The sequence below is a fragment of the Rhodococcus sp. GA1 genome, from assembly GCF_024321955.1.
In the GTDB taxonomy this organism is placed as follows: domain Bacteria; phylum Actinomycetota; class Actinomycetes; order Mycobacteriales; family Mycobacteriaceae; genus Rhodococcus; species Rhodococcus pyridinivorans.
In genome coordinates, this window is the sequence record NZ_CP097186.1 from 4,077,139 (window position 1) to 4,090,417 (window position 13,279).

General features: G+C 71.2%; 13 protein-coding genes. 10 read left to right on the forward strand and 3 right to left on the reverse strand.

Going from position 1 to position 13,279, the window contains the following annotated elements:
* Positions 1 to 18: 18 nt before the first annotated feature.
* From purE to M3330_RS19080, 6 genes are all read left to right on the forward strand, one after another.
* Positions 19 to 492 (forward strand): 5-(carboxyamino)imidazole ribonucleotide mutase, encoded by a 474-nt coding sequence (gene purE / locus M3330_RS19055; RefSeq protein ID WP_050993434.1) that lies wholly within the window; start codon positions 19 to 21, stop codon positions 490 to 492.
* 12 nt (positions 493 to 504) lie between these two features.
* Positions 505 to 1,695, forward strand: coding sequence for a sensor histidine kinase (locus tag M3330_RS19060; RefSeq protein WP_019288514.1), 1,191 nt, complete (start codon positions 505 to 507; stop codon positions 1,693 to 1,695).
* A gap of 100 nt (positions 1,696 to 1,795) precedes the next feature.
* Positions 1,796 to 2,425: a response regulator transcription factor gene (locus M3330_RS19065; RefSeq protein WP_255028930.1), complete on the forward strand. Its 630-nt coding sequence runs from the start codon at positions 1,796 to 1,798 to the stop codon at positions 2,423 to 2,425.
* Positions 2,426 to 2,537: 112 nt separating this feature from the next.
* Positions 2,538 to 3,323, forward strand: coding sequence for an ABC transporter ATP-binding protein (locus M3330_RS19070; RefSeq protein ID WP_019288512.1), 786 nt, complete (start codon positions 2,538 to 2,540; stop codon positions 3,321 to 3,323).
* Positions 3,320 to 5,764, forward strand: a complete 2,445-nt coding sequence (locus tag M3330_RS19075; protein ID WP_255025951.1) for an FtsX-like permease family protein — start codon at positions 3,320 to 3,322, stop codon at positions 5,762 to 5,764. Before M3330_RS19070 ends, M3330_RS19075 begins: the two co-directional genes overlap by 4 nt.
* A gap of 194 nt (positions 5,765 to 5,958) precedes the next feature.
* Positions 5,959 to 6,372, forward strand: coding sequence for a hypothetical protein (locus M3330_RS19080; protein ID WP_230826279.1), 414 nt, complete (start codon positions 5,959 to 5,961; stop codon positions 6,370 to 6,372).
* Here M3330_RS19080 and M3330_RS19085 read toward each other — a convergent pair.
* Complete coding sequence (locus tag M3330_RS19085) at positions 6,350 to 7,060, reverse strand: TIGR03089 family protein (RefSeq protein WP_255025955.1); 711 nt, start codon at positions 7,058 to 7,060, stop codon at positions 6,350 to 6,352. The two genes, M3330_RS19080 and M3330_RS19085, sit on opposite strands and share 23 nt — an antisense overlap.
* A 51-nt stretch (positions 7,061 to 7,111) precedes the next feature.
* Positions 7,112 to 8,605 (reverse strand): LCP family protein, encoded by a 1,494-nt coding sequence (locus M3330_RS19090; protein ID WP_255025957.1) that lies wholly within the window; start codon positions 8,603 to 8,605, stop codon positions 7,112 to 7,114.
* Between the two features lie 296 nt (positions 8,606 to 8,901).
* On the opposite strand from M3330_RS19090, the gene rfbD reads away from it, so the two are divergent.
* From rfbD to M3330_RS19110, 4 genes are read left to right on the forward strand one after another with little or no spacing between them, the layout of a single operon-like run.
* Positions 8,902 to 9,771, forward strand: a complete 870-nt coding sequence (gene rfbD / locus M3330_RS19095) for a dTDP-4-dehydrorhamnose reductase (RefSeq protein ID WP_006550197.1) — start codon at positions 8,902 to 8,904, stop codon at positions 9,769 to 9,771.
* A gap of 59 nt (positions 9,772 to 9,830) precedes the next feature.
* Complete coding sequence (locus M3330_RS19100; RefSeq protein WP_051121505.1) at positions 9,831 to 10,757, forward strand: glycosyltransferase family 2 protein; 927 nt, start codon at positions 9,831 to 9,833, stop codon at positions 10,755 to 10,757.
* On the forward strand, positions 10,747 to 11,832 hold the full coding sequence (locus tag M3330_RS19105; RefSeq protein WP_006550199.1) for a sugar phosphate nucleotidyltransferase: 1,086 nt from the start codon (positions 10,747 to 10,749) through the stop codon (positions 11,830 to 11,832). Before M3330_RS19100 ends, M3330_RS19105 begins: the two co-directional genes overlap by 11 nt.
* 14 nt (positions 11,833 to 11,846) lie before the next feature.
* Positions 11,847 to 12,611 carry an SGNH/GDSL hydrolase family protein gene (locus M3330_RS19110; RefSeq protein WP_019288508.1) on the forward strand — a complete coding sequence of 255 codons (765 nt, stop codon included), beginning with the start codon at positions 11,847 to 11,849 and terminating at the stop codon, positions 12,609 to 12,611.
* Between the two features lie 111 nt (positions 12,612 to 12,722).
* On the opposite strand, the gene M3330_RS19115 is transcribed toward M3330_RS19110, so the two are convergent.
* Positions 12,723 to 13,277, reverse strand: coding sequence for an NUDIX hydrolase (locus M3330_RS19115; protein WP_006550201.1), 555 nt, complete (start codon positions 13,275 to 13,277; stop codon positions 12,723 to 12,725).
* Positions 13,278 to 13,279 lie beyond the last annotated feature (2 nt).

Below are 13,279 nucleotides of genomic sequence, written 5' to 3' on the forward strand. Positions count from 1 at the left end.
GCACAGGTCGGCCTGATCATGGGCAGCGACTCGGACTGGCCGACCATGCAGGCCGCGGCCGAGGCGCTGGTCGAGTTCGGGATCCGCTTCGAGGTGGGTGTCGTCTCGGCGCACCGCACGCCGCAGCGGATGCTCGACTACGCCAAGGACGCCGCCGGCCGCGGGATCAAGGTCATCATCGCGGGCGCCGGCGGCGCCGCCCACCTACCCGGCATGGTCGCCTCGGCGACCCCGCTGCCGGTGATCGGCGTTCCGGTGCCGCTGAAGTACCTCGACGGTATGGACTCGCTCCTGTCGATCGTGCAGATGCCCGCCGGTGTCCCCGTCGCCACCGTCTCGATCGGCGGCGCCCGCAACGCGGGTCTGCTCGCCGCGCGCATCCTCGGTGCCTCCGATCCGGCGCTGCGCGAGCAGATGGAGAAGTTCCAGGCGGGTCTCGAGCAGATGGTGCTCGAGAAGGACGAGGCGCTGCGGCAGAAGCTGCTCGGCTGACGGAGCGTCGCCGTGCAGACGACCCCGCTGCTCGAACGCTGGAACCGGTGGGCCCGCGGGCACACCGGAGTGATCGACGGGGCGTTGGCCGCGGTGCTCGCCCTGTTCGGGGTCGCCCTGCACGTGGCGGACGCGCGATCGGTGGCGGGTCTGTTCGTCACCCTCGCGCTCACGCTGCCGCTGGCCTGGCGCAGGACCCGCCCGGTGGTGGCGGGTTCGCTCGTCGCGCTCGCCGCCTACGCGCACCTGCTCGTCCTGCCGGAGGTCCTGCCGATCGCGGCGATCGCGGTACCGATCGCGGTGTACGCGCTCGCCGCCTACGCTCCGCGGTGGGCCGCCAACACCGCGCTGCCCGTCGCGGTGGTTGGGGGCGCACTCGCCGGAGTGCTCTATTTCGGCTACGACGGCCGCACCGCGCTCGAAGCGTTCGTGACGGCCACCTTCGTCGCGGTCTTCCTCGCTGGTGTGTGGGCGTTCGGGCGGGTCCGCGGGTTGCGTTTGCGCGAGATGGATTCGCTCACCGAGCGCAACCGGTTGCTCGAACTCGAACGCCTCAAGGAGGCCGAACTGGCCGCCACCCAGGAGCGCACCCGCATCGCCCGGGAGATGCACGACATCGTCGCGCACTCGCTCACGGCGATCATCGCGCAGGCCGACGGTGGTCGCTACGCCGCCGCGACGAACCCGGAGGCGGCCGCAGGGGCGTTGACCACCATCGCCGAGACCGGGCGTCGCGCGTTGACCGACATGCGCGGGTTGCTGTCGGTGCTCCGTGAGGACACGCCGCGCGAGTTCACCACCACACCAGGCGTCGGCGACGTGCCGGCGCTCGTCGAGCAGATGCGCACGAGCGGGCTCGAGGTCGAGTTCTCGGTCGACGGGCAGAGCCGCGAGGTGCCCGAGGGACTGGGGCTGTCGGTTTACCGGATCGTGCAGGAATCGCTCACCAATGTCCTCAAGCACGCGGGTCCCCGCGCCCGCACCCACGTCCGTCTCGACTGGCGGCCCGACACGCTCGTCGTCGAGATCGTCGACGACGGCAGGGGAGCGGCGGCGCTCGTCGAGGCCCGCCCGGGTGGGCAGGGGCTGACCGGTATCGAGGAGCGGGCCCGGCTGCACGGCGGTCGCGCGGCGGCCGGTCCGAGAGACGGTGGCGGCTACCGGGTCCGTGCCGAACTGCCCGCACCGGCGGTCTCCCCCTAGGGTGGCGTCCGTGACCGAACCCGCCCGCGACACCCGATCCGACACGACCATCCGTATCGGGCTCGTCGACGACCAGCAACTCGTGCGCGCCGGTTTCCGCATGGTGCTCGAATCGCAGCCGGACATCGAGGTCGTCGTCGAGGCGTCCGACGGCGAGGCCGCCGTCGCCGAACTCGAACGGGTCCGCGCCGACGTCGTGCTGATGGACGTGCAGATGCCGCGGGTCGACGGGATCTCGGCGACGCGGTCGTTGCTGCGCTCGGCCGACGCGCCGAAGGTCGTGGTGCTCACAACCTTCGACAACGACGACTACATCGTCCAGGCGATCGCCGCCGGTGCGAGCGGCTTCCTGCTCAAGGACGCGCCGCCCGAGGACCTGCTGGCCGCGGTACGGACGGTGCACCGCGGTGACGCCGTGATGGCCCCGCGCGCCACCCGCTCACTGCTGCACCATGTCTCGCCGTTCCTCGACGGTGCGGAGCGGCGCGCGGTGCCGGTCGCGGTGCCCGAGGATCTGACTCCACGCGAACTCGATGTGCTCGTCGCGATGGCACACGGCCTGACCAACGGGGAGATCACCGAGCGGTTCGTGCTCTCCGAGACGACCGTCAAGACCCACGTGGGCCGGGTGCTGGCGAAGACGGGATCGCGCGACCGCGTGCAGGCGGTGCTGTTCGCCTTCCGCGCCGGTCTCGTGCATCCCGACGATCTGCTCGGCTCGGAGGAGTAGGACCGTGGTGCCATCCCGGAGACGACCGGTCCTCCCGGGGTAGGACACCGGGGCGGCGAAGATCGACTCGCGGGTCGATGTGCGTGCGCCGCATCGTTTCTAGCGTCGAAGCATGACTTCGATCAGCTCTTTCGTACCGGCATGTTCGGCTCAGGGGGTCGCCCGCGTCTACGGGCGCGGCGACGCCGAGGTGCGTGCCCTCGACGGGGTGTCCGTCGCCTTCGCGCGGGGACGCTTCACCGCGATCATGGGACCGTCCGGATCCGGCAAGTCGACACTCATGCACACCCTCGCCGGTCTCGACGGTGTCGATTCCGGGCGCGTGATCCTCCACGGCGACGGCCGCCGCGCCGACGTCGAGATCAGCACCGCCCCCGATGCGGTGCTCACCGAACTGCGCCGCGACCGCATCGGATTCGTCTTCCAAGCGTTCAATCTGCTGCCCGTGCTCACCGCCCGCGACAACATCCTGCTGCCGATGCGGCTGGCCGGCTCGCGCCCGACGCCCGAGTGGTTCGACGAGGTGACCGGCCGGCTCGGTCTGACCGACCGGCTCGACCACCTTCCCCACGAGATGTCCGGCGGTCAGCAGCAACGCGTCGCCGTCGCGCGGGCGCTCCTGCCGCAGCCCGACGTGATCTTCGCCGACGAACCCACCGGAAACCTCGACTCGCAGTCCGGCGGGGAGGTGCTCTCGATGCTCCGGTCGAGCGTGCGGGAGACCGGTCAGACCGTGGTGATGGTGACGCACGATCCGGTCGCGGCCTCCTACTCCGATCGGGTGGTGCTGCTCGCCGACGGCCGGCTCGCCGGTGAGATCGCGCAACCCACAGCGGATTCGGTGATCGATGCGATGCGCGACCTGCGCACCTCCCGAACGGTGGTGCCGGTCCGATGAGGCATCTCGTCCTGGCCCAGGCCCGCGCCCATCGGGGGCGGTACGTCGCGTCCGTGCTGGCGGTCTTCGTCGCGGTCGCGTTCGTCGTCACCACCCTCGTGCTCGGCGACACGGTGAGTGCGTCGGTCTCGAAATCCACGGCGGCCCGGTATGAGGGGGTCGCGGCAGTCGCTCTTCCCGCCGACTCCACCGTCGCACCCGACGAGGTGCTCGCGCTGGTCGCCACGACACCGGGCGTCGAGGCGGCGGCGCTCGACGTCAGCGGTCCCGTCCGGCTGATCGGAGCCGACGGGTCGTCCTCGAACGGCACCGCGACGAGCATCGCACCCGAGGGCGCCCTGCGGTGGCAGCAGCTCGGGGACGGACGCTGGCCGTCGAACCCGGGTGAGGTCGCCGTCGGCTCGTCGTCCGGCCGGGCGATCGGTGACGAGATCACCGTCGCCGGCCCGACGGGTTCTGTCCCCCCGACCACCGTGGAGGTCGTCGGTGTCGTCGATCTCGACGGATCACCGCTCGCCCTGAGCCCGGGATCGGTCTTCGGCGACGCCGCGCAGGTGCGGTCGTGGTCCGGGGACACGACGGACTGGGAGGTCCGTGCAGTCGGTGACGCCGACGCCGTGCGAGCGGCACTCGCGCCGGTGTCGGGCGTCGACGTCGTGCCGGGTGCCGATCGCGCCACGGCGGTCGCCGACGACTACGTCGGGGACGTCGCCCTGCTGCGCAACGTCCTGTTGTGCTTCGCGGCGATCTCGGTGGTCGTGGCCGGCCTGGTCATCGCCAACACCTTCTCCGTCCTGCTCGCCGCGCGCACCCGCGAACTGGCCCTGATGCGCTGCGTGGGCGTGACGTCCACCCAGGTCCGCCGCAGTGTCCGCGGCGAGGCGTTCGTCGTCGGCCTCGTCGCGGCCGTCCTCGGCGTGCTCGGCGGGTCCGGACTCGCCGCGGCCGTGGTGTCCGCGGCGCGGGCCGTGGACGCCCCGATCCCGCTCACGTCGGTCTCGGTGACGGCCACCACGGTGATCGCGGGTCTGATCGTGGGAACGGGCATGACGGTGGTCGCCGCGAACGGTGCCGCGCGGGCGGCGACCCGCGTGCGGGCGCTCGCGGCTCTGCAGCCCCTCGAGACCCGCCCCGAACCGGTGCGCGATTCGTGGGTGCGCCGCATCTGTGCCGCGCTGGCGATCGTCGGGGGCACGGCCCTGCTCGGTCTCGGGGTCGTCATGGCGAACGTGCTCGTCGCGTGCCCGGGTGGACTGCTGCTGTTCGTCGGTGTGGTGCTCGCCTCCCGCCGTCTCGTGCCCGCCGCGGTCGGTGCGGTGGGGGACGTGCTCGCCCGTGCCGGTGGCCCGCTCGCGGTGCTCGCCGCCGGCAACGCCCGGCGCAATCCGCGCCGCACCGCGTCGACGGCCACCGCGCTGTTCATCGGCGTGACGTTGACCTCGACCCTCGTCGTGGGGATCGGCACGCTCGAGGCCGGGGCGCCGGACGTGATCGACGAGCAGTTCCCCGTCGACATGGCCGTGACCGCGCCCGAACGCGACGGGCTCGCACCGGAGGTGACCGAGCGGCTGACGGCGGTCGACCGGGTGAGCAGCGGCGCCGAACTCGCGGCGGTCGACCTCACGATCGGCGGCACGGAGGCGTCGGTCCTCGGCGTCGATCCCGCGGCGATGGCCTCGACCGTCCGGACCGACGTGCGCCTGCCCGAGGCCGGGACGATCGTGCTCGAACGCTCTCTGACGAGGTCGGTGGGCGTGGACGACGGAGCCGTCATCACCGTCGGCGGCCCGGTGGGCACCCGCGAGCTGACCGTCGCCACGACCGAGCCGGGGATGCCCGACATGATCGAGTGGAGCGACCTGACCGCCGTCGCCGGCCCCGTCACGGCGGACACCGTGTGGCTGAAACTCGATCGAGGAATGTCGGACGAGGACCTCCTCGCCGTTTCCGACGACCTGTCTCGGGTCGCCGCGGCCGAGGTTCCGGGCAGCGAGGTGGTCGGTGCGGTGCAGATGCGGCAGATGCTCGAGAAGATCCTCGACACGATGCTGCTGATCGTCGGCGGGCTGCTGTCCGTGGCCGTGGTGATCGCCCTGATCGGCGTGGGCAACACGATGGCGTTGTCCGTGCTCGAGCGGCGACGGGAGACCGCGATGCTGCGCTCGGTGGGTCTCTCGCGGGCCGGTGTGCGGAGTCTGCTCGTGCGGGAGGCGTCGATCATAGCCGGCGTGGCGTCGCTGCTCGGCGTGGTGCTCGGCCTGCTGCTCGGGGCGGCCGGCACGGCCTCGGTAATCGGCCCGGGCCACATCGCACCAGGTTCGGTGCCGTGGTGGCAGCTCGCGGCGATCGTCCTGGTGGGCGGTGTGGCGGGCGTCGTCGCCTCGCTCGTCCCCGCCCAGCGCGCGAGCCGGGTGTCGCCGGTCGCGGCGATGGCGGGGTGACGGTCGGTCCTCCGCCCGACGGTGCTCCCGGTCGACCGGAACGCGCCCGAGTCCTTCCGCGGCTCGGGGGCGTTCGTCGTCGAATCGGCGGTTCGAGACGACCGGCCGAGAACTAGGCCGACGAAGTCGGCAGAGAATCAGGCCGACGAAGTCGGCAGAGGATCGGACCGATCGAGTCGGCGTAGGCTCGAGCCGTGTCGGGACGGGACCGGAAGCGTGCCAGGGCGATACGGGTGTCGCGCGGGGTCCCGTCGGTGCGGTTCGTCACCGCGCTCGCGACGGTGTGGGGCAGGGCCTGGGGCGGCTCGGTGTCCTTCGACGACGAGTTCGGCTTGTTCGTCTGCAGCGGTATGCGCGGTGGCTTCGCGCGCGGCGGCACCACCGTCGGCGGTGTCTTCCTCACCCGTAGGCCACCGACGCGGGCGCTGCTGCGCCACGAATCCGTGCACGCGGACCAGTGGGCCCGTTACGGCATCGGCTTCGCGGTGCGTTATCTGTGGGAGGAACTCCGCAACCCGGGGTCCCGCAACAGGTTCGAGATCGAGGCGGGACTCGCCGATGGCGGCTACCGCGCGGCGCGCGGGATCACCCGTCCAGACGAACCGTGATCTTCTCGCTCGCGACGCGGCGTTCGGTGGCCTCCGGGTCGGGATTGCTCACCTGTACAAGCGACGCCCGGGCCGCGAGCACCGCGAGCAGTCCGGCGACGAGAGCGTCGGGCTGCGACCAGGACCGGGACGACAACACGCGGTCGCCGCTGCCGATACCCGCCGCCGACGCCGACTCCGTGGCGGCAGCGAGCACGTCCGACTGCGAACGTCCGGCGAGCACCGCGTCGCCCGCACCGGAGGATCGGAACTGGTCGCCGTGCATCCGCACGTCCGTCGCATAGTCCGTGATCCCTGGCGGCAGGTCGCGCACGGGGGCACCGAAGGCGTCGAGCGACAACGCCGCGACCTCGGCAACCGTGTCGACCTCGTCCAACCGGTCGGGGGTGACGAGAGCGAGATCGGCATCCGGGTCGGCGTCGAGGACGACCTCGGCCCCTGCCCACCACACGCCCAGCAGGACCGCGGCGCTCTGCCAGTGGGCGGGAAGCAGCACCGCCACCCGACCTCCCGGAAGGACTCCGAACTGGTCGCGAATCATATTGGCCGTCTTGGCACCCCAGTTGGCGAGGGTGAGCGCCGACAGTTCGATCCGCGCGCCGGTCGCGTCGTCGTACCAGGTGATCCGCGGACCCGCCGGATCTTCGGCGAGGATCGGGTCGAGCAGTGCGTCGGTCAGGGTGGTCACGATGTCCTTCTTCTCGGATTCTGTTCGCGCGACTGTCGGTTCACACAGGTGTCAGTTCACGCAGCGCGGGCCGTCGGAGCCCGCATCGATGGGCGGTGCGGCGGGAGCCGGGGTGGCGGTGCCACCGGCCGGGCTCACGCCGATGTCGGAGGCGGATGCGGCGGTGGACGAACCGGAGTACGACGACGAGCCGGGGCCGGTGTAGTCGCCGGCGAGCACGACCCGCACGGTGCCGGCCGGGAGCGAGGGATCGGACTCGGTGGCGAGACCACCGAGCGCCGCGGCCACCGCGCGGGTCTCGTCGGAGTCCTCGTCGGCACCGAAGACCGTCGACGTGCCCACACCGGAACCGGTGTAGTTGCCCACCTCGCCCTCGACGTAGCCCTCCTCGGACAGAGCCGTGGAGACCTGGGAGGCCAGGCCGGACACGGATCCGGCGTTCGCGACGTCGACCGTAACGGTCGACGCGTCGATGTCGGGAGCGGGCACCGGGGTCGAGGTGGTCTCGCTGCCGTCCGGTTCGCGGCCGATCAACTCGGCGACGAAGGAGCGCACCTCGTCCGGATCGACCTGCACGACCGACTCGCCGTAGTCGGTCATCGCGTTGATGTCCTGCACCGGGATCGTCGAGAAGGTCACGTCGCCACCGGCGAGGCCCTGCAGCTGGGTCGCCAGCGCCATGATGTCCCAATCGGAGTCGAGCACCACCGAGCGCTGCACTGCGGCGGTCAGCTGACTCACCTTCGACGGGTTGGACAACGTCTTGGCGCTGAGCACCTTCTGTGCCAGCGACGCCATGAACACCTGCTGCCGCACGATCCGGTCGAGATCGCCGCGCGGCAGGTCGTGACGCTGGCGGACGAAGCTCAGTGCGTCCGAACCCTGCAGGGTCTGCTCACCGGCATCGAAACGGGCACCCGACAGCGGCTCGTCGACCGGTGCGTTCAGGCACACCTCGACACCGCCGACGGCGTCGGTGAGCAGCACGAAGCCGAGGAGTCCGACCTCGGCGTAGTGGTCCACCGTCACACCCGTCAGGTCGGCGACCGACTCGATGAGCGCCTCCCGGCCTGCCTGGGTCGATTCCTTCTCGAGTTCGGCCTCGGTCGCGTCGGCGTCCGCTTCGACGAGCTCGGCGCGCCGGTTCGCCTTCGTGGCGCCGTAGGCCGCGTTGATCTTCGACATCCCGATCTCGGGCACCTCGACGTAGGTGTCGCGGGGGATCGACATCGCAGTGGCCGACCGGCCGTCGTTCGGCACGCGGATCAGGATGATCGTGTCGGTGTTGTTCGCTACTTCTTCGCCGGCGCGCAACGCGTCGAGCTCGCGCTGGGAGAGAGGATTGCCGTGCGCGTCGGTGCGGCTGTCCGTGCCCACCAGCAGGATGTCGACGGCGCCGTCCTCGCCGTCGCCGAGGGCCAGGCCGCGGACCGAGGCCAGCGACGACTGCAGCGCGTCGACGCTGCGCCACGCCGCACCGGTGGCGACCAGCACGAGGCACGCCGCGATCGCGACGGCGATCTGCCACGGCCTTCCGCTGTACACCCGTGCCTCCGCCGGTGCTCCGGGGCTGCGTGAGGGCGGCTCGCGACGCGCGGAACGCCGGGACTGCCGGGGACCGGGATCCGACCCGTACCTGCCGTCGGCAGCTGTCGGATCGCCCGCGCGGGTGCGACGTCCCGTGGGGGCGGGACGTCGGCCGGTGCGGCGACGCGGCTCTGGCGGCACCTGGTACTCCTCCTGTGGGTGGTACGGGGTCTGTGGATGTAGCTCTCGGTTGAAGGCTACTGGTGGGGACGCTCGCCCGGCGCGCACCACTCCGGCGTGCCAGACTTCTCCGAGTGCGTAGCGTTCTCGTCACCGGAGCCCGTGGCCAGCTCGGCCGTCATCTCGTGAACCGCGGCACCGCGGCGGGGATACCGATCCGCGGTGTCGGATCGTCCGAGGTGGACATCACCGATCCGCAGGCCGTGGCCGCCGCGGTCGAACCGGGATCCGTCGTGATCAACGCCGCCGCGTACACCGCCGTCGACGCGGCCGAGACCGACGAGGACCGGGCCGCTGTGGTGAACGGCACGGGCCCGGGCGTGTTGGCCGCCGTCTGTGCCGACAAAGGTGCCCGTCTCGTCCATGTCTCCACCGACTACGTCTTCGCCGGCGACGCGACCGAGCCCTACTGCGTGGACGCGCCGACCGGCCCGCGCACGGCCTACGGCCGCACCAAACTCGCCGGTGAACGGGCGGTGCTGGAGGTGCTGCCCACCGCGCACGTCGTGCGCACCGCCTGGGTGTACACCGGCGACGGCAACGACTTCGTCGCGACCATGCGGCGACTCGAGGGCGAGCGGGAGACCCTGCGCGTCGTCGACGACCAACGCGGTTGCCCCACCTACGCGCGCGACCTGGCCGACGGACTGATCGAACTCGCCGAGCACGGTGACCGGATCCCCGGTGGGATTCTGCATGCCACGAACGCCGGAGAAGCGACGTGGTTCGACCTCGCCCGGGCGGTCTTCGAGGAGATCGGCGCCGACCCGGAGCGGGTGCAACCCTGTGGCAGCGACGAGTTCGTCCGCCCCGCGCCGCGGCCGGCCTATTCGGTGCTCGACGACAGTGCCTGGATCGGTGCCGGCCTGACGCGCTTCCGTCCGTGGCGGGAGGCACTGCACGAGGCGATCGCCGGTAGCGGAACCGTGCCGCCCGCGCGATGACGTGTGAGGAAACGGCCCGTGAGGTGTCGCACACCGTCGAGGTCGCTAAGGTGACCGGCGTGGATTCGACGCTGGCCGTGGTGACGGTGACCTATTCGCCCGGTGAGCACCTCGAGAACTTTCTCACCTCGCTCACCTCCGCGACCGTTCTGCCGACGCAGGTGATCCTGGCCGACAACGGTTCGATCGACGGTGCTCCCGAGGCCGCCGAGGCGGCACACGAGAACGTGCGACTGCTCCGGACCGGGGGAAACATCGGATACGGCGGGGCGATCAATCGCGCGGTCGCCGAGATCGACCCGTCCGCGGAGTTCGTGATCGTCGCGAACCCGGACGTCCGGTGGCACCCCGGTTCGATCGACGAACTGCTCGAGGCGGCGCGTCGCTGGCCGCGAGCCGGCTCGCTCGGGCCGCTGATCCACGAACCCGACGGAAGCGTCTACCCCTCGGCACGCACCGTCCCCACCCTCGCCTCCGGTGCCGGTCACGCGCTGCTCGGCACCGTCTGGCCGGCCAATCCGTGGACGCGTCGCTACCGGCAGGAGAACGAGGAGATCAGCGAACGCCCCGTGGGCTGGCTGTCCGGATCGTGCCTGCTGCTACGGCGAGCGGCCTTCGATTCGATCGACGGCTTCGATTCGCGGTACTTCATGTACATGGAGGACGTGGACCTGGGCGACCGGCTCGGACGAGCGGGCTGGCTCAACGTGTACGTGCCGTCCGCGGTGGTCACGCACGCCAAGGGCCACGCGGCCGGACGGCACCCCGAACTGATGCTTCCGGCACATCATGAGAGTGCCTACCGCTTCCAGGCGGACCGTCACCCCCACGGGTGGCAGGCACCGCTGCGGTGGGCTCTGCGGGCCGGGCTCGCGGTGCGATCGCGAGTGGCGGTCGCAGCGGCCGTGCGGGAGCGTCGGAACGGGAGGACCGACCGGAACATTCGGGTCGGCACGACAGTGAACAGGGGAGACGATGACGAGTGAGTCGGCACCGCACACCGATGCGGTGATTCTGGTCGGCGGACAGGGCACGCGGCTACGCCCGTTGACGCTGTCGGCACCCAAGCCGATGCTGCCCACCGCGGGGGTGCCTTTCCTCACCCATCTGCTCGCGCGGATCCGTGAGGCAGGCATCAAACACGTCGTCCTCGGCACCTCGTTCAAGGCCGAGGTCTTCGAGCAGCACTTCGCCGACGGTTCCGACTTCGGGCTCGAGATCGAGTACGTCACCGAGACCGAGCCGCTCGGCACCGGCGGCGGTATCCGCAACGTGCTGCCGAGGCTGCGCGCCGACAACGTGATGGTCTTCAACGGCGACGTGCTCGGTGGCACCGATCTCGGTGCGGTGCTCGACACCCACGTGCGGACCGAGGCGGACGTGACCCTGCACCTGGTGCGGGTGAGCGATCCGCGTGCCTTCGGCTGTGTGCCGACCGACGAGGACGGCCGGGTGACCGCCTTCCTCGAGAAGACTCAGGATCCGCCGACCGATCAGATCAACGCCGGTTGCTACGTCTTCCGCCGCGAGATCATCGAGCAAATCCCCGAAGGCCGTCCGGTGTCGGTGGAGCGCGAGGTGTTCCCGGCGCTGCTGACCGAGGGCAAGAAGGTGTTCGGGCACGTCGACGCGGCCTATTGGCGCGACATGGGCACCCCGGAGGATTTCGTCCGCGGCTCGGCCGATCTGGTCCGCGGTATCGCTCCGTCCCCGGCGCTCCCGCCGCAGCGCGGCGAGTCGCTCGTGCATCCGGGTGCCTCCGTGGCCCCGGGCGCCCTGCTCATCGGGGGCACGGTCGTCGGCCGCGGCGCCGAGATCGGTGCGGGTGCCCGCCTGGACGGCGCGGTGATCTTCGACGGTGCGCGGGTCGAGGCCGGTGCGGTGGTCGAACGGAGCATCATCGGTTTCGGTGTACGGGTCGGTCCGCGGGCCTTGATCCGCGACGGTGTGATCGGTGACGGCGCCGATATCGGTGCGCGATGCGAGCTGCTGCGCGGTGCCCGGGTGTGGCCGGGAGTGAAGATCCCCGACGGCGGTATCCGGTTCAGTACCGACGTGTGAGTCGAGAGGTCGAAGTGGGTTTCGAAAGATACGTGGCCCTCGGTGATTCGTTCACCGAGGGAGTCGGCGACCCGGATCCGGCGCGTGCCAACGGGCTGCGCGGTTGGGCCGATCTCGTCGCCGGTGAGCTGGCGCGGCACTCGGAGAGCTTCGCGTACGCGAACCTCGCCATCCGGGGCCGGTTGCTGCGACCGATCATCGACGAGCAGCTCGAGACCGCCGTGGCGATGCGTCCCGATCTCGTGACGATCTATGCCGGCGGCAACGACCTCATGCGTCCGAAGCTCGACCTCGACGCGCTCGCGGCGGAATACGACGAGGCGATCGGCAAGCTCGCCGCGACCGGCGCCCGCATCCTGATGTGGACGGCCTACGACGGCAGCTGGGCGCCGGTCTTCGGGATGCTGCGCGGCCGCTGGGCCGTGTACAACGAACTCGTCCGGGCGATCGCCGATCGACACGGGGCGACCATCGTCGACTTCTGGCGGTTCGACGAGTACCGCGATCTGCGCATGTGGGACTTCGACCGGCTGCACATGTCCGCGGCCGGCCACCACAACATGGCGATCCGCGTGCTCGATCTGCTGGGCGTCGCACACGGTCTCGGACCGGTGGAGTTCGACGAGGCACCCGTCCTCACACGGGCCCAGGAACGCGCCGCGGACCGCGCGTGGATGCGCGAGTTCCTCGTCCCCTGGGTGGGCCGGCGGCTGCGCGGAGTATCCTCCGGCGACGGCATCACCCCGAAATACCCCGACCTCGGCCCTGTCCGGTTCTGACCTCACGGCCCGGTTCCGACCTCACGCTCGTCCCGGCAACCCACCGGGACGAGCGTGGTCGTCTCAGGCCCGTCGGGCCCCGTCGCCTCAGGCCCGTCGGGCCGCGTCGTCTCAGGCCCGTCGGGCCGCGGCGAGCCGGACCATGTGCGCGATGGTCTCGTGCTCGGCCTCCGGCGGAAGCGCGTCGACGGGCCACCACTGCAGGTCGGTGGATTCGTCGCTGCGCACCGGCCGGGCACCGACGGGTGCGGTCACCAGGAACCGCAGGTCGAGGTGACGGGTGGGCACGCCGAGGGAGCACGTGATCGGATGCGTGTGCGCCGACAGCAGTTCCGGATCGATCACCAGATCGGCGATGCCGGATTCCTCGGTGGCCTCGCGCAGGGCCGCGTCGACGACCGTGTCGTCCGACGGCTCGCAGTGACCGCCGAGCTGGATCCACCGCCCCACCCGCGGATGCAGGGTGAGCAACACGTTGCGGTGGTCGGCGTCGAGCACGATCGACGACGCCGTGATGTGGCCGGGCACGTGTTCGCGCAGGCACCCGTCGGGCGCCGAATCGAGGAACGCCAGCATCGTATGCCGCAGCGATTCGGCGTCTTCCGAGTCGGTGCGCCAGGCGGTGAGCCGGTCGATCGCCGAGGCGTGCAGGGAACGCGCCGACACGA

Excerpts from the sequence above, each read along its gene's own strand:
- purE (WP_050993434.1), top strand. The coding sequence starts at position 19 with ATGGGCAGCGACTCGGACTGGCCGACCATGCAGGCCGCGGCCGAGGCG.
- M3330_RS19065 (WP_255028930.1), top strand. The coding sequence starts at position 1,796 with ATGGTGCTCGAATCGCAGCCGGACATCGAGGTCGTCGTCGAGGCGTCC.
- M3330_RS19070 (WP_019288512.1), top strand. The coding sequence starts at position 2,538 with ATGACTTCGATCAGCTCTTTCGTACCGGCATGTTCGGCTCAGGGGGTC.
- M3330_RS19075 (WP_255025951.1), top strand. The coding sequence starts at position 3,320 with ATGAGGCATCTCGTCCTGGCCCAGGCCCGCGCCCATCGGGGGCGGTAC.
- M3330_RS19105 (WP_006550199.1), top strand. The coding sequence starts at position 10,747 with ATGACGAGTGAGTCGGCACCGCACACCGATGCGGTGATTCTGGTCGGC.